Here is a 25,495-nt window from a genome sequence, read left to right as displayed (position 1 = left end):
CGGCCATGCGTCCAGTCTATCTCGACAATAATGCGACGACGCGGGTGGACCCGGCGGTCGTCGAGGCCATGCTCCCCTTCTTCACGGAGCAGTTTGGCAATCCGTCCTCGATCCACTCCTTCGGCGCGAGCGTCGGTCAATCGGTGAAGAAGGCGCGCCAGCAGCTCCAGCAATTGCTCGGCGCCGAACATGATCACGAGATCATCTACACGGCGAGCGGCACGGAAGCGGACAACACCGCTATTTTGTCGGCGCTCGAAGCGATGCCCGGCCGCGACGAGATCGTCACCAGCGCCGTCGAGCATCCGGCGGTGCTGGCGCTCTGCCAGCATCTCGAGAAGAACGGCCGCGCCAAGGTTCATTATATCGGCGTCGACTCGCTCGGCCGCCTGGATCTCGAAGCCTATCGCGCCGCGCTGACCGACAAGGTCGCCCTGGTGACCTTGATGTGGGCGAATAACGAGACCGGCACGATCTTTCCGGTCGAAGCGCTCGCGGAGCTCGCCAAGGAGGTCGGCGCGCTGTTCCATACCGACGCGGTGCAGGCCGTCGGCAAAGTGCCGATCGTGCTCAAGGGAAGCGCGATCGACATGCTGTCGCTCTCCGGCCACAAGCTGCATGCTCCGAAGGGGATCGGCGCGCTTTACGTGAAGCGCGGCGCCCGCTTCAAGCCGCTGCTGCGCGGCGGCCATCAGGAGCGCGGACGCCGCGCCGGCACCGAGAACGCCCCCGGCATTATCGGCCTCGGCAAGGCGGCTGAGCTCGCCATCGCGCATATGGCCGACGAGCAGACGCGCGTGAAGGAGCTGCGTGACCGTCTCGAAAGCGCGATTTTGCAGCGCGTGCCGAATTGCTTCGTCAATGGCGATCTTCGCGAGCGTCTGCCGAACACGACGAACATCGCCTTCGAATATGTGGAGGGCGAAGCGATCCTGCTGCATCTCACGCGCCAGGGCATCGCCGCTTCGTCCGGCTCCGCCTGCACCTCCGGATCGCTGGAGCCGTCGCATGTCATGCGCGCCATGAACGTGCCCTTCACGGCGGCGCATGGCTCGATCCGCTTCTCGCTCTCCCGCGACAATGTGCCGGAGGACGTCGATCAGGTGATCGAGGCGCTGCCGAAAATTCTCGAAAGCCTCCGCGAACTCTCGCCCTTCTGGGCCGGCGCCAATAAGGGCCCGACCGAATTCAAGCCCGTCTATGCGTGAGTTAAAGACGTGAACGCCGACTGCCCCCGCATCTTCATCAACGACACGACGCTTCGCGACGGCGAGCAGGCCCCGCGCGTCGCCTTCACGGCGCGCGACAAGGTCGCCATCGCGAAGGCTTTGGTTGATGCGGGGGTGGACGAGATCGAGGTTGGCACGCCGGCGATGGGCCGGGACGAGATCGAGGCGATCGGCGCCGTCGTCGCCGAGAACCTCCCCGTCCGGGTCATGGCCTGGTGCCGTCTCCATACTGCGGATGTCGACGCCGCGCTTTCGGCGGGCGTTTCCCATGTCAATATCTCGGCGCCCATGTCGCGCCTGCAGATCGGCGTCAAGCTCGGGATCGACATCGCCGCAGTCGCCGATCGGGTGCGCGCCGTCGTTTCCTACGCCCGCGCGCGCGGCCTCACCGTCGCCATGGGCGGCGAGGACTCCTCCCGCGCCGATCCGCGCGATATCGGCGTCATCCTTCGCGCCGCCGCGCAGGCCGGCGCCTGGCGGTACCGCTTCGCCGACACGCTCGGCGTGCTCGATCCCTTCTCGACCTATGAAGCGATCTCGCATGTGCGCGAGGAGATCGATCTGCCGATCGAGTTCCATGGCCATGACGATGTCGGCCTCGCCACCGCCAATACGCTCGCCGCGATCCGCGCCGGCGCGACCCACGCCTCCGTCACCGTGCTGGGCCTCGGCGAGCGCGCGGGCAATGCGCCTCTGGAGGAGATCGCCGTCGCGCTCGGCCATGTCGCGCGCGGCCGAACCGGCGTCCGCGCCGAGAAACTTCACACTTTGTCCAAGCTCGTGGCCAAGGCCGCGCGCCGGCGGATCGGACGCGCCAAGGCGATCGTCGGCGCGGATGTCTTCACGCATGAATCCGGCATTCATGTCGCGGCGCTGCTGAAGGACGCGCGCACTTATCAAGGCGTCGATCCGGCGCGGCTCGGCCGCCGCAACACGGTGGTTCTCGCCAAGCATTCGGGCGTCGCGGCGCTAAAGCGCAAGGGCGCGGAGCTCGGCTTCGACATTGATCGCGATCTCGCAACGGCGCTGCTGGCGCAAATTCGCCAGCGCGCCAACGACAAGACCGCGCCCATGACGCGCCGGGAACTCAAGAATTTCTTCAAAAGCGCATGTGGGGGCGCGCCATGAGCCTTGTCGCTTCGCCCGCCATCGCCGCAACGCCCGCGAAACGGGGCCTTGTCGCCAAATTGCGCGGAGACGTCTCCTGCGTTCTTCAGCGCGATCCGGCCGCGCGCAATTCGCTCGAGGTGGCCCTTCTTTACCCGGGCGTTCACGCGATCGTGCTGTATCGCCTCGCCAACGGCCTGTGGCGGCGCGGCGTCAAGTTTCCGGCGCGCTTCCTCTCCTGGTTCGCGCGGCTCGTGACGAATATCGACATTCATCCCGGCGCCACGATCGGCGAGCGTCTCTTCATCGATCATGGCGCGGGCGTCGTCATCGGCGAGACGGCCGTCATCGGCAACGACGTGACGCTCTATCACGGCGTCACGCTGGGCGGCACGTCCTGGGCGCCGGGCAAGCGCCATCCGACGATCGAGAGCGGCGTGCTGGTCGGCGCCGGCGCGAAGATCCTCGGTCCGATCACGGTCGGCGCGCGGGCGCGGATCGGCGCCAATTCGGTCGTGATCGAGGATGTCGCGCCGGAGATGACCGTCGTTGGCATTCCCGGCCGCATCGTCAAGGTCGAGCGCCGCCGCTCCGGGCCCGACGGCCGCATCGATCTCGAGCATCATCTCATCCCCGATCCGGTCGGCGACGCCATCTCGGTGCTGATCGACCGCCTCGATTTCCTGGAGACGCGCCTCGCGCATCTTCAGGCGCGCAAGAGCGAACTTTCGAAGAGCAGCGAAAAGGAGACGAAGCCATGAGCGTTTTCGACGAATTGCGGAAGCTCCATTCCGCCGAGGATTTCTTCGAAGCGCTCGGCGTCGATTACGATCCGGCGGTGGTGCGCGTCGCACGTCTCCATATTCTGCGCCGCATGGGCGAATATCTCGCCAAGAACGATCTCGACGGCGCGACGGACGACGAAGCGCGCGCGGCCTGCAAGGAGACGCTGACGAAGGCCTATGAGGATTTCGTCGCCTCTTCGCCCATCGCCGAGCGCGTCTTCAAGGTTCATAAGGACGCGGTCAAGCCGAAGGCCGAGCCCGCAAAGCCTTTCGTCCCCCTTACGACGCTGACCGGCGGCGCCGGCTGATCGAGGAAGAGAGACAATGAAAATCCTCGTCTGCATCAAGCAGGTTCCGGACAGCGCGCAGATCCGCGTGCATCCGGTGACGAACACGATCATGCGGCAAGGCGTGCCGACGATCATCAATCCCTATGACCTCTTCTCGCTCGAGGAGGCGCTGCGGCTGCGCGACAAATTCGGCGGCGAAGTGACCGTGCTCACCATGGGCCCGCCCATGGCCGCCGAGTCGCTGCGCAAGGCGCTCGCCATCGGCGCGGATCGCGCGGTGCTGCTCACGGACCGCTTCTTCGCGGGCTCGGACACGCTGGCGACGACCTATGCGCTGGCTCAGGCCATCCGCAAGATCGAGCAGACCTTCGGCAAGCAGGATATCGTCTTCACCGGCAAGCAGACGATCGACGGCGACACGGCGCAGGTCGGCCCGGGCGTCGCGAAACGACTCGGCCTGCTGCAGCTCACTTACGTTTCCAAGGTCGTCGAATGCGATCCCGATAAAGGCGAGCTCGTCGTCGAGCGCCGCGCCGAAGGCGGCGTGCAGGTGCTCAAGACCGCCATGCCCTGCCTCATCGCCATGCTCGAGGGTTCGAACGAAGTGCGCCGCGGCGCCTTCGCCGACTCGCTGCGCGCGGCGCGCGCCGAGATCGTCACCTGGAGCGCGAAGGACGCGGAAATCGAGGATCTCACGAAATGCGGACTGAAAGGTTCGCCGACCATCGTGAAGAAGGTCTTCGCGCCGGCGCCGCGATCCGAGAAAGCCGCCTTCGTCGAGCCGCAAAAGACTGCGGGCGATTCCGCCGACGCGCTCATCGAGGCGATCTTCGCGCGCCATCCCGCGCTGGAAGCCGACATGACCAAGCTTGCTTCCGGACTCTAGAGCGCGCGAGCGAAAAAGTGGAAACCGGTTTTTTGCGTAATGCGCGCTCGACACTTTGAAATAGGAGCCGACAATGTCCCCGACGCCGCCGCCCGCCACCCGCGCCAGCGCGAAGAAAGAGCTCCCCGAACATTTCCGCGACTATAAGCATGTCTGGGTCTTTATCGAGCAGGAGCGCGGCGACGTTCATCCGGTCTCCTGGGAGCTGCTCGGCGAGGGCCGCAAGCTCGCCGACAAGCTCGGCGTGGAGCTCGGCGCCGTTGTGCTCGGCGGCCCCGGCGAGGCGACGAAGGAAGCGGCGGCGGAATCCTTCCGCTACGGCGCCGACCTCGCTTATCTCGTCGAGCATCCCGTGCTGACGGACTATCGCAACGAGTCCTACGCCAAGGCGATGACCCAGCTCGTCAACGCGCATAAGCCGGAGATCCTCCTGCTCGGCGCGACCAATCTCGGCCGTGACCTTGCCGGCTCCGTGGCGACGACGCTGCTCACGGGCCTCACCGCCGACTGCACGGAGCTTGCGGTCGACGCCGACGGCTCGCTCGCGGCGACGCGCCCGACCTTCGGCGGCTCGCTGCTCTGCACGATCTATACGCTGAATTACCGGCCGCAAATGGCGACGGTCCGTCCGCGCGTCATGCCCATGCCGGCGCGCGTCGCTGACCGCGTCGGCCGCGTCGTGCCCTTCACGCCGGATCTCTCGGAAGACGACATTATCACCAAGCTGCTCCGCTTCATTCCCGACCGCGACTCGAACAAGAGCAATCTCGCTTTCGCGGATGTCGTCGTCGCCGGCGGCATGGGTCTCGGCAGCGCCGAGAACTTTCAGCTCGTGAAGAATCTCGCTTCCGTGCTTGGCGCGGAATTCGGCTGCTCGCGCCCGGTGGTGCAGAAGGGCTGGCTTTCCTCCGATCGGCAGATCGGCCAGACCGGCAAGACGATCCGTCCCAAGCTCTATATCGCGGCGGGCATTTCGGGCGCGATCCAGCATCGCGTCGGCGTCGAAGGGGCGGATTGCATCGTCGCCATCAACACCGACAAGAACGCGCCGATCTTTGACTTCGCGCATATCGGAATCGCGACGGACGCGATCCGCCTGCTGCCGGCGCTGACAGAGGCTTTCCGCGCGAGACTCTCGCCTCATCAGCGCGATCGGCTCGCCGGCTGATGGACATCGTCAATTCGCCCGGCGGGACGCCGGCGGCATGTGAATGGAGACTGCCATGATCGAAGAACGGTTCGACGCGATCGTGATCGGCGCCGGAATGGCCGGCAACGCCGCCGCGCACACCATGGCGTCTCGCGGCCTCAAGGTGCTGCAGCTCGAGCGCGGCGAATATCCGGGCTCGAAGAACGTGCAGGGCGCGATCCTCTACGCCGAGATGGTGGAGAAGATCATCCCCGAGTTCCGCGAGGAGGCGCCGCTCGAGCGCCATCTCGTCGAGCAGCGCTTCTGGATGATGGGCGATCGCTCGCATACGGGCCTGCAATATCGCAATGACGATTTCAACGAGGACAGGCCGAACCGCTACACGATCATCCGTTCGCAATTCGACCGCTGGTTCTCGAAGGAGGTGCAGGCGCAAGGCGCGCTCGTCATCTGCGAGACGACGGTGATGGAGCTCGTCAGCGACGCCTATGGCAAGGTGATCGGCGTGCGCACCGACCGGCGCGGCGGCACCATCTTCGCCGACGTCGTCGTGCTCTGCGAGGGCGTCAACGGCCTCTTGGGCACGCGAGCCGGCCTGCGCGCTTCGCCCAAGCCCGAGCATGTCGCGCTCGCGGTTAAGGAGATGCACTTCCTGCCGCGCGAGACGATCGAAGCGCGCTTCAACCTGCATGGCGACGAGGGCGTCGTCATCGAGGCGGCGGGCGTCATCTCCAAGGGCATGACGGGCATGGGCTTCGTCTACACCAACAAGGAGAGCGTCTCGGTCGGCATGGGTTGTCTGGTTTCCGACTTTGCGGCGAACAAGGACACGCCCTACGGCCTGCTCGAAACCTTCAAGAACCATCCCTCGATCAAGCCGCTGCTCGAAGGCTCGGAAGTGAAGGAATATGCCGCCCATCTCATCCCCGAGGGCGGATACAAGACAATTCCGGAGCTTTTCGGCGACGGTTGGGTCGTCTGCGGGGACGCCGCGCAGCTCAACAACGCGATTCATCGCGAAGGCTCGAACCTCGCGCTGACGTCCGGCCGCCTGGCCGGCGAAGCGATCTTCCAGATCAAGTCGCGCAAGGACGCGATGACGAAGCAGAACCTGGCGCTCTACAAGAAGCTCCTCGATGACAGCTTCGTCATGAAGGATTTGAAGAAATACAAGGATATGCCAGCGCTGCTGCACGCCAATTCGCAGAACTACTTCCTCGCCTATCCGCAGCTCGTCTCGAAGGCGATGGAGAGTTTCCTGCGCGTCGACGGCACGCCGAAGATCGACAAGGAGAAAGCCACCATCGCCGCCTTCGTCAAGGAGCGCAAATGGACCGGACTCTTCGGCGACGCCTGGAGGCTCGCGCGCGCGTGGCGGTGAATATGGCTTGCGCAAGAACAAACGTAGTTGGCTTTGTTCTTGCGTAGACAAGGACAAAATGTCGCTAGAGGAGAATCCCGATGTCCCTCGCCGCCCGTGTCGAAGAGAAACTCTACCAAAATCGTTACATTGTGGACGCCGGCAAGCCGCATATCGCCATTCGTCCGCATGACAAGCCGTCCGAGAATCTGCTGGCGATGACTCGCATCTGCCCCGCGGGATGTTATTCTGAAACGAGTTCGGGACAGGTCGAAATCACGCCGGACGGCTGTCTCGAATGCGGCACCTGTCGGGTGTTGTGCGAAGCGTCCGGCGACATCACCTGGAACTACCCGCGCGGCGGTTTCGGCGTGCTGTTCAAGTTCGGATAGGAAACGCCATGCCCAACGTCACTTTCCAGTCGCCGCTTCTGCACAAGAACGTCACCGTCTATGCGATTGCGGGCGACACCGCCAGCATTCTGGCCGTCGCGGACGCGCACAAGATTCCGATTCCGCATGACTGCCGCGACGGCGAATGTGGCTCCTGCCTCATCGAGGTGGTGACGCTTTCGGGAAAGACGATGGGCTCCGCGCTGACCGAGAAGGAAAAGGCGCAGCTCAAATCGCTCGGCAAGATCACGGCCGAGGAAATCCGCCTTGCGGAAGTTGACGACATCGCGCCGAAATACCGCTTGGCCTGTCAGTACGTCGTCCGCGATCAGGACATTCTGGTGAAGTTTAGCGGCGAGCCGGGCGGCGCGTAAGGAAACCGCGCCGAAGCTGGCCGGCGACTTCGCCGCCGGCCACGCCGAAGGAGACCGCTCACGCCGCATGTCACCTTTTCGTCGCCCTGCTTCGGCGCGCCGTCACGATCCTTGCCGCCGATGAAGAATTTTCCAGCGGCCGACATTGCTGCCGCGTTATCGCCTTGCCCGCCAATATGTCGTCATTGCGAGGCGGCGCAGCCGCCGAAGCAATCCAGAGCGTGGCGGCCTCGCTTCGCTCGCAATGACGGCGGAAGACGGGAGAGCAAAAAGGACCGGCAATTCGAGTGATGACGGAAACCACTAGTTCGACATTCGCAGGACGATCCGGCGCCTGACGCTCAGGCGAGCTTGTCGCCGAAAAGAAACTCCATTGCGCGGTCGAGCCTGATATGCGGGAGGGGCAACGGCTCCCTGTCCTTCGCGATCTTCGCGACCGGCGGACGGAATTTAAGAAAACGGAATTCCGCCTCCGCCTCATCGAGCGCCAGCGCGTCGCCTCGGAACACGGCCTTGGGATCCTCCGGCAATTCGCCCGGAAAGATCGCGCCTTCCGCAATTCCATCGAAAACATCGTCGCCGATGCGTTCCCCTTCGATCGGCGTGCCGACGATCGCCGACAGCCTTTCGCCTTCATGGCGCACGGTCGCCTCGCGCGTGGCGCGCACGGCGGCGAGCGCGATCACGTCGATCGAAGCGCCGACGCCCTCGGCGCGGGCGATGGCGCGGCCGGTGAGATGGCGCAGGATCGCCTCGAGCCGGTCATGACTCGTATGATGGAGATGATCCGCCTTCGTCGCCGCGAAGAGGATGCGGTCGATCTTGGGCCGGAAGATCTGGGAGATGAGATTGGAGCGTCCCGTGCGGAAGGCGTTGAGCACGTCCGTCAGCGCATTTTCGAGATCGCGCACCGCCGCCGGCCCGGAGTTCAGGGCGGCGAGCGCGTCGACAAGCACGATCTGCCGATCGAGGCGCGCGAAATGATCGCGGAAGAACGGCTTCACGACATGGGTCTTATAGGCTTCGTAGCGCCGCTCCATTTCGCGCCCGAGGCTGCGATAGGGAAGCTCCTCTCCCTCCATCACCGGCAGCGGCGCGAAGGTCAGGGCCGGAGAGCCTTCGAGATCGCCGGGCATGAGGAAACGCCCCGGCGGCAGGGTCGAGAGCGCGAAGCGCTCCGTCTTGGCCGTGCGCAGATATTCCGTGAAGAGCCTTGCGAGCTTCTGCGCGGTCGGCTCGGAATAGCGCGCCTTGGGATCGACGCCCGCCGTCGCGCCCCGCCATTCGGCCGCGATCGGCGCGCGGGCGGCGGCGCTCGCCGCCTCCAGCGTCTCATGCGACCATTGCGCGTAGGATTTTCCGAGAAGCGGCAGATCTAGCAGCCATTCGCCGGGATAGTCGACGATGTCGATATCGAGCCGCGCCGCCTCCTGCCCGATATTGCGCAGGGAAAAGGCCTTGGAGTTGAACTCGATGGAGACGCGCAGCTCAGCGATGCGGCGCGTGGATTGCGGCCAATGCCGGTCCTCCCCGCTGGTCAGCGCCTCGAGATGCTCCTCATAGGCGAAGCGCGGGACGTTGAAGTCCGGCTGCGGATCGAGATGAGCCGAGCGGATGCGTCCCTCGGAGAACGCACGGAAGACCGGCAGATGCGCCTTGCGCCCGGCCGCCAGCGCCCGCGTGAGGTGATGGACAAGCGAGGTGATGAAAACCGTCTTGCCGGCGCGGGACAGCCCGGTGACCCCCAGCCTGAGGCGCGCGCCGGCGACGAAGTCCGCCAGACTTTCCGCGGCGACCCGCGTTTCGAACCAGATATCGGAAAGTTGCGACGACACGGCGGCTCCGGGAAAGAGACGAAACGGAACCTCATCTAATCCAAGAGCCGCTATTTTGGGAGAGCCTAGCACCCCCTGTTGGAAAGGCCCGCAGGGGCGAAGAAATTAGACTTCATTGAAGATGAAGGGTAAGCGATGAAAATGCCGGCCCACTCGCCTACGCGCTCGAACCTTTGTCGGGCCATGTCGCCAGATACCATTGGTCGTTTATGTAGCCATAGCTGGAGCTTAGGCCTTTCGCTCTCAAATCTTGGATGTACGCTTTGTTCAACTCTCCAGAACTGGTCCCAGCCCCGCCCAAATACTCGCCGCCACGATATAAATCCACGTCGTACGACTTGAAAGTTCCCATTAACTCAGTGTTTTCGGCGCGCTCGATCTTCAGCGCTCCATTTTCAAGCGCATGGCGGAAATTTGCGTCGCCGATATAGTTTGGCGCTATAGATTCGAGCACGGTTTTTCTGAAGTCCTCATCGCTCATGCGCGCGACGCTCAACTCGCCAAAATTGTGCGGCTTCCAACCATCGGCTCCCAAAGCCGCAACGAATTGCGCGACCTTATCCGGAAGCGCGGAAATGGGCTTGTGAGCAGAATCCAATTGCTCCGAAGCGTCGAAGATCGCATTCCAGACCGTTGACGAAAGAGTTGGTTGGCTTGCGGAAAAAGCTCGCGTCAGATCGGCGGGTTTCAGCTCAGAAACCGGCAATTTCACTGACGGGACTGGCATAAGAAGCTTCAAGGCGATTTCAGCGGAGGAAAACGCAGAGCTGGCGGGAATTCGAGAATAGACGGAAAGCATGTCGGCCTCATGCGCAAACGCGGCCCCATCCCGTTTCGTCATGATTTTGAAGGAGGCAAAAGCGCCAGCGCTTCATGCGCGAGCAACCAAGGTGTTTATGACCGGCCCGAGTCTGTCGGATGAAGCTTAATTTTCCATTTTCACAGTGTAGGTAAAGTCGCACGTCGTTGGATTAAAAGCTGAAGACAAAGGCGTGCACGTTGGACTGCTGGCCGTTCCGTCGCTTTTGAGAAAATAGCGATCGGGGTCGTTGGAGCAATTGCCCGACAAATTCTTATAGACGTACATAAACTTGGCATAATTTCGTTACCCCATTCCAATAATTATATCGAGCGGTAATTGAGCGCACCGCCGTACCAGCAAGCACGGTTTGCGAGAGCGCGCCTGTCGTACCAGAGTATATACTCGATGGCAGACTGCAGGCGCCGCTAGGGCTGCATATGGAGCTTGCGAGACTGATGCTCTGGCCGGTGGCGTTTTGCCAGTTGATCGTAATCGTGTCATTCGCCAAAGCGGCGTTCGCGCTCAGCGCTGCCAAGAAGGCTTCGGCGAGCAAGAGTACGGCAGCAAGTTTCACGTAAAATCCCCTGTAATCAAGATGCGCACAATAGCTTTACCTTAGCTTATCGGAAGCCATCAAGTCAGAATCTGATTATGGGCAAGGAGCGGCTCGTCGCCCTTTTGGGCAGCGGGAGAAGGGGAGCCAGACGAAGGGAGAAACAGCGCCCGACCCCTCGCGCTGCTCGAGCGGCTTGGCTCCCAGCCAAAGCGCGCCGCGCTTCAATGTCACCGTTTCGACATGGGCACGTAATCGCGCCGTTTCTCGCCCGTATAGAGCTGACGCGGACGGCCGATCTTGGAGCCCGAATCCTCGATCATCTCCTTCCACTGGGCGATCCAGCCGACCGTGCGGGCGACCGCGAAGAGCACGGTGAACATGGCGACGGGGAAGTTCATCGCCTTGAGGGTGATGCCCGAATAGAAGTCGATATTCGGATAGAGCTTCTTCTCGATGAAATAATCGTCCGAGAGCGCGATGCGCTCGAGCTCCAGCGCGACGTCGAGCAGATCGTCCTTCACGCCGAGCTCGTTTAAGACTTCGCGCGTCGTGCGCTGCATGATCTTCGCGCGCGGATCGTAATTCTTATAGACGCGGTGGCCGAAGCCCATCAGACGGAACGGGTCGTTCTTATCCTTCGCGCGGGCGATGAACTGCGGAATGCGGTCGGGCGCGCCGATCTCGGCGAGCATTTTGAGCACGGCCTCGTTGGCGCCGCCATGCGCCGGCCCCCATAGCGAGGCGATGCCCGCCGCGATGCAGGCGAAGGGATTGGCTCCCGAGGAGCCGGAGAGGCGCACCGTCGAGGTCGAAGCGTTCTGCTCATGATCCGCATGCAGGATGAAGATGCGGTCGAGCGCGCGGGAGAGAACCGGATTGACCTTATATTCCTCGCAAGGAACGGCGAAGCACATGCGCAGGAAGTTCGAGGTGTAGTCGAGATCGTTCTTCGGATAGACGAAGGGCTGGCCGATCGAATATTTATATGCCATCGCCGCGAGCGTCGGAATCTTCGCGATCATGCGGGTCGAGGCGACCATGCGCTCGACCGGATCGGCGATATTCGTCGAGTCGTGATAGAAGGCCGAAAGCGCGCCGACCGAGGCCACCATGACCGCCATCGGATGCGCGTCGCGGCGGAAGCCCTGGAAGAAACGGGCCATCTGCTCATGCACCATGGTGTGGCGCGTGATGCGATAGTCGAAATTGGCCTTCTCCGCCGCGGACGGCAATTCGCCATAGAGCAGCAGATAGCAGGTCTCCAGGAAATCGCCGTGCTCGGCGAGCTGTTCGATCGGATAGCCGCGATAGAGAAGAACGCCTTCGTCGCCGTCGATGAAGGTGATCTTGGACTCGCAGGAGGCCGTCGAGGTGAAGCCGGGATCGAAGGTGAACATCTCGGTCTCCGAATAGAGATGCCGGATGTCCACGACGGAGGGTCCCATCGTTCCCTCCTTGACCGGAAGATCGATGGTCTTGCCGCCGATTGTGAAAGAACCCTTGCTTTCGGCCATTGCGCACCTCGTTGATCGGCCCCGGCGCGGCGAACGCGGCGCCCGGCGCGCCCCACTGCTCTCATAGGATTGAGACGCGACGCTGGCAGGCCTTGAATTTTTGCGCCCAAAGGCCGGGGAGGCCGTCTTGTGCAGCGCAAAAAGGCTATATCAACCGCAAAGCCTGTCAAGCTTCAAAGCGTTGCGCGCTGCTTAGCCCTTAGGCCGCGCGGGGGGAGGCCGCGTTTAATTTTGCGTCGCCCCTCCGCGAATTCAAGCGCTTTGATCCGCGATGCGCCCGAGACTTTCTTCGCGCCCGAGAATTTCGAGCACGTCGAAAATGCCCGGCGAGGTCGAACGGCCGGTCAGCGCGGCGCGCAAAGGCTGCGCCAGATCGCCGAGTTTCACGCCGAGCTCCACGGAGAGGTCGCGCACGACGGCTTCCGTCCCGGAGGCGGTCCATTCCGGCAGCGCCGCCAGTTTCGGCCCCAGCGCGGCGAGACGCGCCTTGGCCTCCGGAGTCAGAAGCTTCCGCGCCTTTTCGTCGAGCGGGAGCGGACGCCGCACGAAAAGGAATCCCGCGCCGTCGACAAGCTCGTTGAGCGTCTTTGCGCGCGCCTTGAGGCCGGGCAGCGCGGCGCGCAGTTGCGCGCGCTTCTTCTCGTCGAGGGCGTCCAGCGCCGATTTGCCGCCTTCGAGATAAGGCAGCGTGTCGATCAGAATTGAAAACAACTCGTCGTCGGGCGTATCGCGCAGATAATGCCCGTTCATATTCTCGAGCTTCGCGAAGTCGAAGCGCGCCGGCGAGCGATGCACCTGCGCGAGGTCGAAAGCCTCGATCATTTCGGGCAGCGTGAAGAATTCTTTGTCGCCCTGGCTCCAGCCGAGTCGCACGAGATAATTTCGCAGGGCCTGCGGCAGATAGCCCATGGCGCGATAGGCGTCGACGCCGAGCGCGCCATGGCGCTTGGAGAGCTTCGCGCCGTCCGGCCCGTGAATGAGCGGAATATGCGCGAAGGCCGGCGTCTCCCAGCCCATCGCCTCGTAGATATGCTTCTGGCGCGCGGCGTTGGTCAGATGATCGTCGCCGCGGATGATCTGCGTGACGCCCATGTCGTGATCGTCGACGACGACGGCGAGCATATAGGTGGGCGTGCCGTCCGAGCGCAGCAGGATGAAGTCGTCGAGATCCTTGTTGGGGAACACCACGCGCCCCTGCACGGCGTCCTCGATCGCCGTCTCGCCGGTCTCCGGCGCCTTGATGCGCACGACATAGGGCGCGCCGGCGGGCGCCTCGGAAGGGTCCCGGTCGCGCCAGCGGCCGTCATAGCGCGGCGGGCGCTTTTCGGCGCGCGCCTTCTCGCGCATCTCCTCCAGTTCCTGCGGCGTGGCGTAGCAGCGATAGGCCATGCCCCTGGCGAGAAGCTCATGCGCCACCTCGGCGTGGCGCGCGGCGCGCGAGAACTGAAACACCGCCTCGCCGTCCCAGCGCAGTCCCAACCAGGTCATGCCGTCGAAAATCGCTTCGATCGCCTCCTCGGTCGAACGGGCCCGGTCGGTGTCCTCGATGCGCAACAGGAAGCGGCCGCCATGCTTTCTGGCGTAGAGCCAACTGAACAGCGCCGTGCGCGCGCTGCCGATATGCAGAAAGCCGGTGGGCGACGGCGCGAAGCGGGTGACGACCTCGGACATGGGAGCTGCAACGATCCTGTGGAGCGTCTCTCCCCGTCATTGCGAGCGAAGCGAAGCAATCCAGCGGCGTCGCTGGGGCTCTGGATTGCTTCGCTTCGCTCGCAATGACGGGTCGACGCCGCGACTATTCGGGAGCGCCCCTCTAGCACGCGCGCCGCGCCGGGGAAACAGGCGCGACGATCCTAAAGGGGCGACTTCGCCGTCATTGCAAGGAGCGGAGCGACGAAGCGATCCAGGAGCGTCAATAGGGCTCTGGATTGCTTCGCTTCGCTCGCAATGACGGCCGCCGGATATTCGGGAGCGCCCCTCTAGCGCGCGCGTCAGGCTTCGACTTTATCCGTCTCGGCCGGCGCCTCGCCGTCCACCGAGGAATCGTCCGGCGATGCGAGCTGCACGATTCCCGTCTCGATGGCCAGCGCGCTCGCCGCCGCGGCGGCGGCGAGCTTGTCGAGCTCGGGGAGCTCCAGAATGGTCTTGGGCGGCTCCACGGTCGCGGCCATCCTGATCCCCGCCTCGGAAAGCCGGCGATGCAGGTCGAAATGCAGATCGCTGCGCACGCGCGAGGATTTCTCGACGTCCTCGACATAGCACCATAGCTCGAACTTGAAGCCCGACGCCTCCATGCCGAGAAACATGACCTGCGGCGCGGGAATGCGCAGCACGCCCTCCTGCGCGCGGGCCGTGGCGAACATGATGTCGCGGATCTGCTCGGGATCGACCCCCGAATGAGGCGCGATCGCCACCTTGATGCGCCCGACCCTGTCGCCGCGCAGCCAGTTTTTCACAATGCCGGTGATGAGATTGGAGTTCGGCACGATCATGGTCGCGCGGTCGAAGGTCTCGATCTCCGTGGAGCGCACATTGATCCGCCGGACATAGCCCTGCTCGTCGCCGATCACCACCCAGTCGCCGACGCGGATGGCGCGCTCCCAGAGCAGGATGAGGCCCGAAACGAAATTATTGATGATGTCCTTCAATCCGAAACCGATGCCGACGGAGAGGGCGCCGGCGACGATGGCGAGCTTCTCGACGCCGACGCCGAGGCTCGACGCCGCCGTCAGCGTGGCGCCGATGGCGCCCGCATAGCCGAGCGTCGAGTTGATCGAGCTGCGCAGGCCGACATCCAGCCGCGTCAAGGGCAGCAGGCGCGTATCGAGCCAGCGCCGCAAGCCTTGCGCCGACGCCAGCACGAGGATGAAGAGGCCGATGGCGGTGACGGCGGCCGAGGGCGAGACCGTGACGTCGCCGATCCTGAAGGAGAAGAAGGCGCTGCGGGCGTTCGCCAGAATGTCGTTGGACTCGTAGCCGAAGGGCGCGAGCGCCAATAGGCCGGCGGCGCACCAGACGAGGAGCGTGACGACCCCCGCGAGGAGCACGCCGATCGGCGCAAGCTGCTCGCGCTTCACGCCGAGTCCGCCGATCAGGCTGCGGCCCAGGAGCCCATCCGCGGAGAAGGCGTGCTCGACGCCGCCGGCCGCGAGAATGACGACGACGTAGAGAAGGAAAGCGACGGCCGCCATCCATCCGGCCTGCAGGATGATGAAATTTGCGAAGGTGACATAGCCGCCGACGCAGGCGCCGAGTAGGGCGAACAGGCCGAGACCGCCGACGAGGCGCGCGACCAAGAGCCAGTCGCGGCCCTTGCCGGTCGCGGCCGCCTCCCCTTCCGCCGCCGCCCGTTCCGGCGAGAGCGAGAAAAGCGCCCATAATTGCAGCGCCGCGACGATCAGGACGCCGACGCCGCGCGTCACGATGACGACCGGGAGGCTCGCCTGCACCGTCTCCTCGATCTGCTCGACGAGGCGCGTGACCGAAAGGACGATCGCCGCCGCCGTCGCAAGGCGAACGAAGAGTTTCGCCAGCCGGTCGCCCGGATCGATCACGCGCCAGTCCGGGTGCGTCGGCGCGAAGATCGCGCGGGCGGCGCCATAAACGAAGGAGACGCGCGCGACGGCCTCGAAAATCCGCTTCCAGACCGGCTCCAGCGTCGCGTCGAGAAGATCGAAGCCGTCAAAGGCCGCGCCGAGCGCCGCGGCCCCGGCGACGGGGACGGCCGCCGCGACGAGCGCGGTCCAGCCGGCCGCCGCCGCGCGCCGCATCGGCGTGGGCTTCCGGCCGCCGTGATCGCGCGCCAGCACGCGCCGCGACAGGAGGAAGGCGGGCGGAAGGGCAAGCAGGATCAGCGAGACGAGCAGGATGAATTCGACGCGTCGGCTCGCGACGCGGCTGACGAAATTCGCCGCGCGGTCGGAAAGAAAGGTCGAGGCGGCGCTGAACGCCGCTGGCGCGTCGGCGACGGCCGCGCGCCAGAGATCGATCGAGAAAAGCCCGTTCGTGCGCAGGAAAAGGGTCTTGGCGAAAAGGTCGCGCTGGCGGGCGACGACGGCCACGGTCAATTGCCGCGTCTCGAGCAGCATGGCGCGCGCGCGCTTGAGCGTCGCGTCGATGGCGTCGAAGAGCTTGCGCTGCTCCACGAGCTCCGCGCTGGCCGACGCCTCCGCGGACGGAACGGGCTCGCTCGCGGCCGGCTGCGCCGGCCTGGCGGCGTCGGCCTTGGCGTTCGACGCCGGGAGGGCCGGACGGATCGGCGGCGCCGGCGCCGCCTTGGGCTGAGCGGGAGGCGCCGGTTGCGCGGCGGGTGCGGCCGGCTCGGCGGGCTTGATTTCCTCCGGCTTCTTCTCCGCCGGCGCCAGCTCCTTCAGCCGCGCCTCGATGGCGGCGAGGCGCGGGGTCAGGGCGTCGATCGTCTCTTCCAGCTCGCGGCGCAGCGGCTCCATCCGCTCCCGCAAATGCCGCAGGGCGCCATCGGCGAGATTGGATTCCTCAAGCGTCTTATGCGCCTCGTCGAGCGTGGCGCGGGTGCGGTCGAGCCGGGCGTTGACTTGTTCTAGCGTCGTCGGCGCCTCGTCGGCGCGCGCCAACGCGCCGGCCAGCGCAACGAAAAGCGCCACGATAAGAAGCGTCAGTCTGCGCAACGAGAATCTCCTGAGGGCGAAGATGCGAGAAAGCCGCGAATCGCGTCATTCTTGGGGCGATTCTAGAGGGCGTCCGCGTAATGATGCAGGCCGCCGGCGCGGTCCCGGACCCGCCAGCCGCCCGCCCCGTCCGGCTCCATGGAAGATACCGGAACCTTGCCGAATCCCCCGGGTATGTCGAGCACATAGGCTGGGAGGCCGACGCCGGTCACGCGGCGCGCCAGCTCGGCGTGGATTTGCAGCCCCCTCTCGATGCGCGGACGGAAATGGCTCGTGCCGGGCGCGAGGTCGGGATGATGCAGATAATAGGGCTTCACCTGCAGCGTCAGGAGATCGCGCATCAGGCGTTCGAGCGTGTCGGCGTCGTCATTGACGCCCACGAGCAGCACCGTCTGCGAGAGCAGAGTCGCGCCCGCCTCGCGCAGCCTCGCAATCGCGCCGCGGGCGGCCGCCGACAGCTCCCGCGGATGGTTGACATGCAAGGCGACGTAAAGCGCCTTGCCGCTCTCGCGCAGCGCGGCGAGCCGCTCGGGCGTCACGAGGTCCGGCGCGGCGGTCGGCGCGCGCGTATGGACGCGCAGCGCCGAGACATGCGGGATCGCGGCCAGCCGCCGCGCGACCGCCGACAGGCGGCGCGCAGAGAGCATGAGCGGATCGCCGCCGGTGAGAATGACCTCGAAAATCCGCGGGGTCGCGGCGATGTAGGCGAGCGCCGCCTCGATCTCCCTGTCCCCGAGCAGATCGCCCTTCCCGCGCCCCACCGTCTCGCGGCGAAAGCAGAAGCGGCAATAGACGGGGCAAACCGTGAGAAGCTTCAGCAGGACGCGGTCATGGTAGCGATGCACGACGCCGGGAACGGGGCTATGCGCGTCGTCGCCGATGGGGTCGGCGCGTTCCGCCGGCAGGGTCGAAAGCTCGCGCGCATCCGGTAGGAACTGGCGCGCGATCGGGTCGCTAGGGTCGCCGGAATCTATCAACGCGGCGACTTCCGGAGTGACGGCGACGCTGTAACGCGCCTCGACCTTGGCGAGCGCGCGGTCGCGCCGGGCGCTTTCGGAAGGGAAGTCGGCGCGCCCCAGCGGCTCGCGCAGATATTTGAAGTGCATTCTCGCGGATTAATCCGGCGCAACCAGCCGCGCAACAGCTTCATGCCTGCCTGCCGCGCCGATCAGCTCCGATGCGCCCCGCTTCTCGCCGATCGCTCTTCGCTTTTCCCAGGCGGACAACCGTGCTAGCATCAGTCGGTTCACAAGAAGTACATTTATTAAAAAGATAGAGGAGAAGAAAATGACCGAAGAAACCCGACGTGGATATAAAATAGAAGTAAGAAATAAAGGTAACTTCCTAACAAATTTCGCAAGGACGATCGGACTTATAAGGACGGAAGGCGCCCAATCTCAGAAGCAGGAACTGCTTATCGACGGCGCGACGGTTCCTTACATTAAAACGGAAGAAGGATACAAGATCTTTTACGGCAGGCCGAAGGATACACTCCTGGAAGCCGCCAGAAGTTATATTGATACACAGCGGGAGAAATAATATGCCTCGCAAGAATTTCGTGACGCTCGACGCGTCGGAGCGGGACACGCTGGCGGACGCGCTCAACAAGCTTTGGGACGCCGGACTGATCCAGGAAAACGCTCAGCTCCATTCGGATAACTTCTATAACGGCATTCACTTCGGTCCAGCTTTTCTTCCATGGCACCGCGATTTTCTGGCCAAGCTGGAGGCTGCGCTGCAATCTCGGAACAGCAATATTTTTCTTCCCTATTGGGATTGGACGCGTCAGGATTCGACATCCATCGACATTTCTCCCTGGAAGGAGTTCTTCGGCGGCCGCTCGAATTCCGGCGGCAAATTCGACCATTGGAGCTACACCCGGAACGACCGGCCCGAGGCGGCGTTGCCGACGCAGGACAAAATTCTCGGCGTTCTGCATTCGAACAGTTTCACGCGCCTTCGCGGGATTGAAGGGCCGGCCCATTCCGCCGGCCATATGTGGGTCGGCGGCGCCATGGCGGGAGGCGCCTCTCCGCTCGATCCGCTCTTCTACCTGCATCACGGCAATGTCGATCGTCTCTGGTACATCTGGCAGTTAAACAATTCGACGGCCGAGCAATACAGCCTGGATCGGCTTCCCGGAAATGACAGCGTGCCCCAGGCCTTCGTCGCTATCGACGCGCCGATGATCGGCGGAACGACGCCAAGGCAGGTCCTCGACATCGCCCGGCTGCCTTACGGCTATGATCGGGATTCCGATCTGGAGGCGGCATGGCAAGCGCGTTTCGGCACGCCTTTGAAAACGCAGATCGAACCCGCCATCGCCTGATTCTATGGAAAGACCCGGTCGCCGCGAGAATCGGCGGCGACCGGCGTCCAAAGCACCTGCTCGATCCGCTCGGCCCCTGTCGCGAGCATGACGAGCCGGTCGAAGCCGAGCGCGACGCCGGAAGCCGGCGGCATATGCGCGAGCGCCGCCAGAAAATCCTCGTCAATTGGATAGCGTTCCCCGTAAATCCTCTCTTTTTCCGCCATTTGCGCCTCAAAGCGCCGGCGCTGCTCCTGCGGGTCCGTCAGTTCGGCGAAGCCATTCGCGACCTCCACGCCACAGATGTAAAGCTCGAAACGATCGGCGAAGCGGGGGTCGTCGTCCCGCGCCCGCGCCAGGGCCGCCTCGCTCACGGGATAATCGGTCAGGATCGTCGGGCGCTCGCTTCCCAGCCGGCCCTCTATTTTCTCGGACAGGAGCTTGCTGAAAAGATCCGACCATGTGTCGTCATCCGCGACGCGAATCCCGTCCCGCGCGGCCGCCTTTGCGAGGCCCTCGCGGTCGCCGAGCAGGGCTTCGAGATCGACGCTCGCATGGCGCGCGAAGGCCTCGCGGACGGACAAGATCTCCGGCTCCGCGAAGGGGTCGCATGTCCGCCCTCGCCAGGAGAAATCGGCCGCCCCCGCCGCTTTCGCCGCCGCCGCAATCAGCCCCGCGCAATCCTCGTAGACGCGCAGCGTCGGCTCGCCGGCGCGATACCATTCGAGCATGGTGAATTCGGGGTGATGCAGGGCCGAGCGCTCGCGGTTCCGAAAGACGCGCGCCAGCGTGAAAATCCGCTCCTCCCCCGCCGCCAGCAGCTTCTTGCAGGCGAATTCCGGCGAGGTGTGGAGATAGAGGCGGCTCCGCTCGCCGCCTTGTCCGATCAGCTCGGTGGAAAAGGCGGAAAGATGCGTTTCATTGCCGCCCGACACCTGGAGCGCGGCGGTCTCCACCTCGGTGAATCCCTCGCTCGCGAAAAATCGCCGCGCCGCCGCCATTATCGCGCCGCGCGCCTTGAGAAAAGGCTTGCGGTCGGCGTAAACATCCCGTGCCCACCAGGGCGAAGCGCGCGTCATGTGCCCTCCTCGCGGGACGGATTTGCCGACGCGCGCGAAATATGGTCTTACCCCCGTTCATAGACCAGCCCGGCCGAGGCCGGCAATGAAACGCCAGCCGGCGCGCCGGCAATGAAGGAACCGAACCTGTGAAAGTCATCGCCAGCTCGATTCGCAAGGGCAATATCATTGAGCGTGAGGACGGACAGCTCTACGTCGTGCTCACCGCCGAAAGCTTTTTTCCCGGCAAGGGCACGCCGACGACTCAGATCGACATGCGCCGCCTCTCGGACGGCGTGAAGGTCTCCGACCGCTACAAGACCACCGAGCAGGTCGAGCGCGCCTTCGTCGAGGATCAGGACTTCAGCTTCCTCTATAATGACGACGACGGCTATCATTTCATGAATCAGGCGAGCTACGAGCAGGTCGCCGTCCCGGCGGACACGATCGGCGACCAGGCGCAGTGGCTGCAGGAAGGCATGCAATGCATCCTCTCCATGTTCAACGGCCAGGCCGTCGCGATCCAGCTCCCGGCGCGCGTGACGCTTGAGATTGTCGAGACCGAGCCGGTCGTGAAGGGACAGACGGCGTCGTCCTCCTACAAGCCAGCCAAGCTCTCCAACGGCGCCCGCGTGATGGTGCCGCCGCATATCCAGACCGGCACGCGCGTCGTCATCCAGACGGAAGACGGCGCCTATGTCGAGCGCGCGAAGGACTGATCGCGTCTTGTCGTTCCCGGCGGGCCGCAGGCCCGATCGGGAATCCAGGGCCACGATAAGCGATGTCGCGGCTTCCCTGGATTCCGTCGCCGCTTCGCAGCGCCGAGAATGACGCTGAGAGCGAGGCGTTATTAGATTTACAACGCCAGGAACGCGCGAAGCTTCCTTTCGAGCGCTTCCCTGTCTTTCAGCTCACACTCCCAAATAGTGAGGGCTTGCCAGCCGAGCGCCGCGAGACGTTCGCGATGCGCGGCGTCGCGCGCGACGTTCCTCGCGATCTTGGCGCGCCAATAATCCGCGTTGGCTTTCGGCGTGCGCGCGCCGCGCGCGCAATCATGCCCGTGCCAAAAGCAGCCATGCACGAAGATCGCCTGCTTGCGCCCGACATAGGCGATGTCGGGATTGCCGGGAACGTCCTTGCGATGCAGCCGGTAGCCGGGGGCAAAGGCGCGCAGCAGCGCGCGGACCGCGCGCTCAGGCGAAGTATTGCGCGATTTCACCGCGCGCATGATGGCGGAGCGCTGGGCGGGGCTTTCGACCTGCCGGGCAAGGCGCATATGGCTAAGCCGCCTCCCGCATGACGCAAGCCTTCAGCAGCGGCTCGATCAGATGCGCCGCGATGTGCCGGACGGCCGGCGCGACGACGCCGTCGCCTGTCAGATGGTACGCCTCATTGTAGCGCTCCGGCAGAATATAATCGTCCGGCAATCCCATCAGCCGCGCCGTCTCGCGCGCCGATATGAGCCGCGACCGCACTTCGCCCTTTTCCACGACGAGCACGAATTGTCGGCTGGAGCCGCCGGCGGGCGTGCGCAGGCAACCGGCGACGCCATCGAAGCGCGCCTCGGCGCGCTGGACCTTCTTGCCGTTCTCATAGCGCGTGCGGCGATAGAGCGCGCCCACCATCCTGCAGCCCGCGCGCTTCGCCTCTTCGATCTTTGCAAGATTCGCATCGCTCATCAGGCCGATGAGTCTTTGCGTCTTCGCCGCGTCATGCCAACAGACGCCATGCGGCGCTTCTTCGATGACATTCGCAAGCGTTGCGTTGCGCGGGGGCGGCGAAGGCAAACGCCACCAGAGCCAATTGGCTTTTAGCCTGTCCGGCAAGCGATCATATGCAACGATCAAGGCGCGGCTAATAAAAGGCGACCCTCCCGTCATTGCGAGCGAAGCGAAGCAATCCAGAGCGACATTACGGCTCTGGATTGCTTCGTCGCTTCGCTCCTCGCAATGATGGGAGAGCGCCGCAAGAACGCCCGGAACCGCCGCGTCCTCCCGCACCGCGACGATGAACAAGCGCGGCCGCGACTGCGGAAGGAACAGCGCCGCGTCGATGACGAGCGCGCCGAATCTATAGCCCTCGCCCGCCAGGGCGGCGCAGATCGACGTGAAATCCTCGCCGCCATGCGAGGTGAGCGCGCCGCAGACATTTTCGAGCGCGATCATCGTCGGCGCCCGACCTTCGGCGCACAGCGCCTTCATCAGATCCCAGAACGGCCAGAAGGTTCCCGAACGCGCGCCCTTCAATCCCGCGCCGGCGCCGGCGAGCGACAGATCCTGGCATGGGAAGGAAGCCCAGACGAGATCGGCGCGGCCGGGAAGCTGCGCGGTCGTGACCTTGGCGACGTCGCCGACATGGAGCGCCTCGCCGCCCCAGTTGCGGCGATAGCTCTCGGCTTTCTTGGCGTCGACATCATTGGCGAAGAGGCAGGTCCACCCCTCCCCCAGCCCCGCGCGCGCCATGCCGCCGCCGGCGAAGAATTCGTAAAAGGTGGATTTGGCGGACATGGGCGACTCGGGTTGGCGCAAAGGAGTTTAGCGATTGTGGCGAAAATCGCGAACTGGCCTTTCGGCCTTCGCCATGCAACCGTCATGGCCGGGCTCGTCCCGGCCATCCAGCCCGTCAACCGCGGCGAGCGCCGGCAGGGAACGCATCAGCGTTCGTCCATCGGGAGAGAAGCAGCCCGGCGTGGATGCCCGCGACAAGCGCGGGCATGATGGACGAGAAGTCGCCGACCGCCCCCTACGACGCCGACACCACCATCACATGCACGATGGGCTTCTTGCCCCAGACCGAGCTCACCGCGCCGCGCACCGAGCGCTCGATGGCGGTCGAGATCGTATCGGCGTCGCGACGGCGGGCGCGCGGCAGGCCCTCAAAGGTCGCGAAGAGCGCCTCGTCGATGACCTCGCCCATATCCTCGCCGAACTTCCCTTTCTTCGGCACGCCCGCCGTGACCACGTCCGGATCGCCGACCAGCTCGCCTTTCTTGTCGACGGCGAGCGCGATGGAGATGACGCCGGCGAAGGAGAGCTTGCTGCGCTCGCGCACCGCGCCGTCATCTTCGCTGATGACCACGTCGCCATCCTTCAGCAGCCGCCCATGCGGCACCTGATTGACGATCGCCGGCGGACCGGGCAGCAGTTGCACCATATCGCCGTCGCGGGCGGAGATCACATGCTCGACGCCCCGCGACCTGGCGAAGGCGACATGCTGCGTGAGGTGATGCGCCTCGCCATGAACCGGAACCGCGAATCTCGGACGCACCCATTCATACATCTGCGCGACCTCGCCGCGGCGGGGATGACCGGAGCAGTGGACGAGGTGATCGTGATCCGTGATCACCTCGACGCCCAGATTGCAGAGATTATTGATGACCCGATGCACCTCGCGCTGGTTGCCGGGGATGGCGCGCGAGGAGAAGATCACCCTGTCGCCCGCGACGAGCTTGATCGAGGGATGATCGTTCTGCGACGCGCGCATCATCGCCGCCCGCGGCTCGCCCTGGCTGCCGGTGGCGATGACCACGACCTTTTCACGCGGCAGGCCCGGCAGCATTTCCGGCGCGTGAAAGCCCGGCAGCCCGTCGAGATAGCCGCAATCGCGCGCCACCTGGACGACGCGGTCCATGGCGCGGCCGGCGACCACCACTGTGCGGCCGCAAGCCTGCGCCGCCTCGGCGATGGCGCGCAGACGCGCGACATTGGAGGCGAAGGTCGTGACCAGGACGCGTCCCGTCGCCTCGGCGATCAGCGGCCTCAGGACGCGCGCGACGTCGCTTTCGGAGAAGCTGTCGCCCTCGCGCAGAATATTGGTGGAGTCGCAGATGAGGACGTCGACCCCTTCGTCGCCCAGCGCGCGCAGGCGCGCCTCGTCGATGCGATTGCCGACGCCGGGCTGGGGATCGATCTTCCAGTCGCCCGTATGCAGAACTGTGCCGAGCGGCGTCTTGATCGCGAGCGCGTTGGCTTCCGGGATCGAATGCGCCACGGCGATATATTCGACCGTGAAGGGTTCGAGGTCGAGCACCGCGCCAGCGTTGACCGTGCGGATGTCGATATTGGGCGCGCCGGGCTCGTTGAGGCGGCGCACTTCGAGAAGGCCGGCGGCGAAGGGCGTCGCATAGACCTTGCATTTGAGCTTCGGCCAAAGCGTCGCCAGCGCGCCGATATGGTCCTCATGCGCATGGGTGATGCAGATTGCGACCAGGTCCTTGGCGATCTTCTCGACAAAGGCGATGTCGGGAAAGACCACGTCGACGCCCGGCAGATCGGCGCCCGGAAAGCCCAGGCCGCAATCCACCATCAGCCATTTGCGCGCGCGCGCCGGGCCGTAGCCATAGAGCGCGAGATTCATGCCGATCTCGCCCACGCCGCCAAAGGGCGCGAAAACGAAGTCGGCTTCGGGAGTCGCCGTCATGTGCGCGCTCCTTCCGCTTTCCGGGGCCCGATGAGAACGTCGCCCGCCTCGACGACGCGGCGGCCCGCGCGCGTTTCGAGGACGAGGCGGCCTGAAGCGTCGATCGTATCGAAGCGGCCTTCAAGCGTTTCATTGCTCATCGCCACCCGAATATCCTCGCCGAGCGACGAGGCGGAGGCGAGCCATTCCGCGCGGATCTCCGCAAAGCCCTCTCCGCCTTTCCAAAGATCGAGAGTCGCGGTCAGCGCGTCCGAGAGATGCGCGAAAACGGCGTCCGCCGACGGGACGGGCGCGCCGAGATCCGACAAAGCGCGCGTGGGATAAGGCAAGCCTTCCGGCGCCTGCGCGACGTTGACGCCGATCCCCACGATCGCGACAGGCGAGGTCTGGGCGTTGACGCATTCGAGAAGCACGCCGCCGAGCTTGCCGCCGTCGAGCAGGAGATCGTTCGGCCATTTCAACTGAAAGAGATTGGCGCTCGTCGTCGCCCGCAGGGCGCGGATCGCGGCGGCGCCCGCGACGAAGCCGAGTTCGGGGGCGACCCGCGCCTCCGCGAAATCGCTGAAGACGAAGCTGGCGTAGAGATTGCCGGCGGGCGAGATCCACTCGCGGCCGAGCCGGCCGCGCCCCCTGGTCTGCCGCTCGGCGACAATCCAGAGCGGGCCGCGCTCGCCGGATTCGATCAGGCGGCGCGCCTCGGCATTGGTCGAGTCGACGGCGCCGAGATTTAGAAGGCGAACGCCGCGAGCGCGCGCAATATTGCCCAACTGCACGCGCTCACCTC

The 25,495-nt window shown here is 64.7% G+C and carries 23 protein-coding genes; 12 read left to right on the top strand and 11 right to left on the bottom strand.

What is annotated here, in order from left to right:
- Positions 1-5: 5 nt before the first annotated feature.
- The 9 genes from nifS (at position 6) to ACV7JP_RS13225 (ending at position 7,573) form a co-directional block, all read left to right on the top strand.
- Entirely contained in the window at positions 6-1,208 is a 1,203-nt protein-coding gene (gene nifS / locus ACV7JP_RS13265) for a cysteine desulfurase NifS (protein ID WP_457796144.1), read from the top strand.
- 9 nt (positions 1,209-1,217) lie between these two features.
- The gene (gene nifV, locus ACV7JP_RS13260; RefSeq protein WP_457796143.1) at positions 1,218-2,357 is read left to right on the top strand and encodes a homocitrate synthase; all 1,140 of its coding nucleotides are present in this window, start codon (positions 1,218-1,220) and stop codon (positions 2,355-2,357) included.
- Positions 2,354-3,097 carry a serine O-acetyltransferase gene (gene cysE / locus ACV7JP_RS13255; RefSeq protein WP_457796142.1) on the top strand — a complete coding sequence of 248 codons (744 nt, stop codon included), beginning with the start codon at positions 2,354-2,356 and terminating at the stop codon, positions 3,095-3,097. The genes nifV and cysE overlap by 4 nt, the downstream gene beginning before the upstream one ends.
- A complete protein-coding gene (gene nifW, locus ACV7JP_RS13250; protein ID WP_457796141.1) occupies positions 3,094-3,429 on the top strand; it encodes a nitrogenase stabilizing/protective protein NifW in 336 nt (111 codons plus the stop codon). The genes cysE and nifW overlap by 4 nt, the downstream gene beginning before the upstream one ends.
- A gap of 16 nt (positions 3,430-3,445) precedes the next feature.
- Positions 3,446-4,297: an electron transfer flavoprotein subunit beta/FixA family protein gene (locus ACV7JP_RS13245; protein WP_457796140.1), complete on the top strand. Its 852-nt coding sequence runs from the start codon at positions 3,446-3,448 to the stop codon at positions 4,295-4,297.
- A gap of 73 nt (positions 4,298-4,370) precedes the next feature.
- The gene (locus ACV7JP_RS13240) at positions 4,371-5,465 is read left to right on the top strand and encodes an electron transfer flavoprotein subunit alpha/FixB family protein (protein WP_457796139.1); all 1,095 of its coding nucleotides are present in this window, start codon (positions 4,371-4,373) and stop codon (positions 5,463-5,465) included.
- A 55-nt stretch (positions 5,466-5,520) separates the two neighbouring features.
- Positions 5,521-6,828, top strand: a complete 1,308-nt coding sequence (locus tag ACV7JP_RS13235) for an FAD-dependent oxidoreductase (RefSeq protein WP_457796138.1) — start codon at positions 5,521-5,523, stop codon at positions 6,826-6,828.
- A gap of 80 nt (positions 6,829-6,908) precedes the next feature.
- A complete protein-coding gene (locus tag ACV7JP_RS13230) occupies positions 6,909-7,199 on the top strand; it encodes a ferredoxin family protein (RefSeq protein ID WP_363347010.1) in 291 nt (96 codons plus the stop codon).
- Positions 7,200-7,207: 8 nt separating this feature from the next.
- Positions 7,208-7,573 carry a 2Fe-2S iron-sulfur cluster-binding protein gene (locus tag ACV7JP_RS13225; RefSeq protein WP_457796137.1) on the top strand — a complete coding sequence of 122 codons (366 nt, stop codon included), beginning with the start codon at positions 7,208-7,210 and terminating at the stop codon, positions 7,571-7,573.
- A gap of 341 nt (positions 7,574-7,914) precedes the next feature.
- Here the strand turns inward: ACV7JP_RS13225 and ACV7JP_RS13220 are convergent, their stop codons facing one another.
- From ACV7JP_RS13220 to ACV7JP_RS13195, 6 genes are all read right to left on the bottom strand, one after another.
- The gene (locus ACV7JP_RS13220; protein ID WP_457796136.1) at positions 7,915-9,408 is read right to left on the bottom strand and encodes a YcjX family protein; all 1,494 of its coding nucleotides are present in this window, start codon (positions 9,406-9,408) and stop codon (positions 7,915-7,917) included.
- Positions 9,409-9,565: 157 nt separating this feature from the next.
- Positions 9,566-10,207, bottom strand: coding sequence for a hypothetical protein (locus ACV7JP_RS13215; protein ID WP_457796135.1), 642 nt, complete (start codon positions 10,205-10,207; stop codon positions 9,566-9,568).
- Between the two features lie 786 nt (positions 10,208-10,993).
- The gene (locus tag ACV7JP_RS13210) at positions 10,994-12,280 is read right to left on the bottom strand and encodes a citrate synthase (RefSeq protein ID WP_457796134.1); all 1,287 of its coding nucleotides are present in this window, start codon (positions 12,278-12,280) and stop codon (positions 10,994-10,996) included.
- Positions 12,281-12,532: 252 nt separating this feature from the next.
- Positions 12,533-13,951: a glutamate--tRNA ligase gene (gene gltX / locus ACV7JP_RS13205; protein ID WP_457796133.1), complete on the bottom strand. Its 1,419-nt coding sequence runs from the start codon at positions 13,949-13,951 to the stop codon at positions 12,533-12,535.
- A gap of 320 nt (positions 13,952-14,271) precedes the next feature.
- A complete protein-coding gene (locus ACV7JP_RS13200) occupies positions 14,272-16,926 on the bottom strand; it encodes a DUF3772 domain-containing protein (protein ID WP_457796132.1) in 2,655 nt (884 codons plus the stop codon).
- A gap of 62 nt (positions 16,927-16,988) precedes the next feature.
- Complete coding sequence (locus ACV7JP_RS13195; protein ID WP_457796131.1) at positions 16,989-18,032, bottom strand: lysine-2,3-aminomutase-like protein; 1,044 nt, start codon at positions 18,030-18,032, stop codon at positions 16,989-16,991.
- A gap of 181 nt (positions 18,033-18,213) precedes the next feature.
- Between ACV7JP_RS13195 and ACV7JP_RS13190 the strand changes: the two genes are divergently transcribed.
- Together ACV7JP_RS13190 and ACV7JP_RS13185 are read left to right on the top strand one after the other, a co-directional pair.
- Positions 18,214-18,465: a hypothetical protein gene (locus ACV7JP_RS13190; RefSeq protein WP_457796130.1), complete on the top strand. Its 252-nt coding sequence runs from the start codon at positions 18,214-18,216 to the stop codon at positions 18,463-18,465.
- Position 18,466: 1 nt separating this feature from the next.
- Complete coding sequence (locus ACV7JP_RS13185; protein ID WP_457796129.1) at positions 18,467-19,255, top strand: tyrosinase family protein; 789 nt, start codon at positions 18,467-18,469, stop codon at positions 19,253-19,255.
- 2 nt (positions 19,256-19,257) lie between these two features.
- Here the strand turns inward: ACV7JP_RS13185 and epmA are convergent, their stop codons facing one another.
- A complete protein-coding gene (epmA, locus tag ACV7JP_RS13180; protein ID WP_457796128.1) occupies positions 19,258-20,313 on the bottom strand; it encodes an EF-P lysine aminoacylase EpmA in 1,056 nt (351 codons plus the stop codon).
- Positions 20,314-20,441: 128 nt separating this feature from the next.
- Here epmA and efp point away from each other — a divergent pair, with 128 nt between their 5' ends.
- Positions 20,442-21,011, top strand: coding sequence for an elongation factor P (gene efp / locus ACV7JP_RS13175; protein ID WP_457796127.1), 570 nt, complete (start codon positions 20,442-20,444; stop codon positions 21,009-21,011).
- A 137-nt stretch (positions 21,012-21,148) separates the two neighbouring features.
- Here efp and ACV7JP_RS13170 read toward each other — a convergent pair whose 3' ends face one another.
- The 4 genes from ACV7JP_RS13170 to ACV7JP_RS13155 all read right to left on the bottom strand — a co-directional run bounded on the left by ACV7JP_RS13170 (position 21,149) and on the right by ACV7JP_RS13155 (position 25,484).
- Positions 21,149-21,568, bottom strand: a complete 420-nt coding sequence (locus ACV7JP_RS13170; RefSeq protein ID WP_457796126.1) for a very short patch repair endonuclease — start codon at positions 21,566-21,568, stop codon at positions 21,149-21,151.
- Positions 21,569-21,572: 4 nt separating this feature from the next.
- Positions 21,573-22,799, bottom strand: coding sequence for a DNA cytosine methyltransferase (locus tag ACV7JP_RS13165; protein ID WP_457796125.1), 1,227 nt, complete (start codon positions 22,797-22,799; stop codon positions 21,573-21,575).
- 235 nt (positions 22,800-23,034) lie between these two features.
- Entirely contained in the window at positions 23,035-24,711 is a 1,677-nt protein-coding gene (locus ACV7JP_RS13160) for a ribonuclease J (protein WP_457796124.1), read from the bottom strand.
- Positions 24,708-25,484: a biotin--[acetyl-CoA-carboxylase] ligase gene (locus ACV7JP_RS13155; protein WP_457796123.1), complete on the bottom strand. Its 777-nt coding sequence runs from the start codon at positions 25,482-25,484 to the stop codon at positions 24,708-24,710. The genes ACV7JP_RS13160 and ACV7JP_RS13155 overlap by 4 nt, the downstream gene beginning before the upstream one ends.
- Positions 25,485-25,495 lie beyond the last annotated feature (11 nt).

Source organism: Methylocystis sp. S23 (genome assembly GCF_054106005.1).
Note: the sequence above shows the minus strand (reverse complement) of the source record. Positions and strands in the feature narration are given on the sequence as shown.

Excerpts from the sequence above, each read along its gene's own strand:
- nifS (WP_457796144.1), top strand. The coding sequence starts at position 6 with ATGCGTCCAGTCTATCTCGACAATAATGCGACGACGCGGGTGGACCCG.
- cysE (WP_457796142.1), top strand. The coding sequence starts at position 2,354 with ATGAGCCTTGTCGCTTCGCCCGCCATCGCCGCAACGCCCGCGAAACGG.
- nifW (WP_457796141.1), top strand. The coding sequence starts at position 3,094 with ATGAGCGTTTTCGACGAATTGCGGAAGCTCCATTCCGCCGAGGATTTC.
- ACV7JP_RS13245 (WP_457796140.1), top strand. The coding sequence starts at position 3,446 with ATGAAAATCCTCGTCTGCATCAAGCAGGTTCCGGACAGCGCGCAGATC.
- ACV7JP_RS13240 (WP_457796139.1), top strand. The coding sequence starts at position 4,371 with ATGTCCCCGACGCCGCCGCCCGCCACCCGCGCCAGCGCGAAGAAAGAG.
- ACV7JP_RS13235 (WP_457796138.1), top strand. The coding sequence starts at position 5,521 with ATGATCGAAGAACGGTTCGACGCGATCGTGATCGGCGCCGGAATGGCC.
- ACV7JP_RS13230 (WP_363347010.1), top strand. The coding sequence starts at position 6,909 with ATGTCCCTCGCCGCCCGTGTCGAAGAGAAACTCTACCAAAATCGTTAC.
- ACV7JP_RS13225 (WP_457796137.1), top strand. The coding sequence starts at position 7,208 with ATGCCCAACGTCACTTTCCAGTCGCCGCTTCTGCACAAGAACGTCACC.
- ACV7JP_RS13215 (WP_457796135.1), bottom strand. The coding sequence starts at position 10,207 with ATGCTTTCCGTCTATTCTCGAATTCCCGCCAGCTCTGCGTTTTCCTCC.
- ACV7JP_RS13210 (WP_457796134.1), bottom strand. The coding sequence starts at position 12,280 with ATGGCCGAAAGCAAGGGTTCTTTCACAATCGGCGGCAAGACCATCGAT.
- gltX (WP_457796133.1), bottom strand. The coding sequence starts at position 13,951 with ATGTCCGAGGTCGTCACCCGCTTCGCGCCGTCGCCCACCGGCTTTCTG.
- ACV7JP_RS13195 (WP_457796131.1), bottom strand. The coding sequence starts at position 18,032 with ATGCACTTCAAATATCTGCGCGAGCCGCTGGGGCGCGCCGACTTCCCT.
- ACV7JP_RS13190 (WP_457796130.1), top strand. The coding sequence starts at position 18,214 with ATGACCGAAGAAACCCGACGTGGATATAAAATAGAAGTAAGAAATAAA.
- ACV7JP_RS13185 (WP_457796129.1), top strand. The coding sequence starts at position 18,467 with ATGCCTCGCAAGAATTTCGTGACGCTCGACGCGTCGGAGCGGGACACG.
- epmA (WP_457796128.1), bottom strand. The coding sequence starts at position 20,313 with ATGACGCGCGCTTCGCCCTGGTGGGCACGGGATGTTTACGCCGACCGC.
- ACV7JP_RS13170 (WP_457796126.1), bottom strand. The coding sequence starts at position 21,568 with ATGCGCCTTGCCCGGCAGGTCGAAAGCCCCGCCCAGCGCTCCGCCATC.
- ACV7JP_RS13165 (WP_457796125.1), bottom strand. The coding sequence starts at position 22,799 with ATGTCCGCCAAATCCACCTTTTACGAATTCTTCGCCGGCGGCGGCATG.
- ACV7JP_RS13160 (WP_457796124.1), bottom strand. The coding sequence starts at position 24,711 with ATGACGGCGACTCCCGAAGCCGACTTCGTTTTCGCGCCCTTTGGCGGC.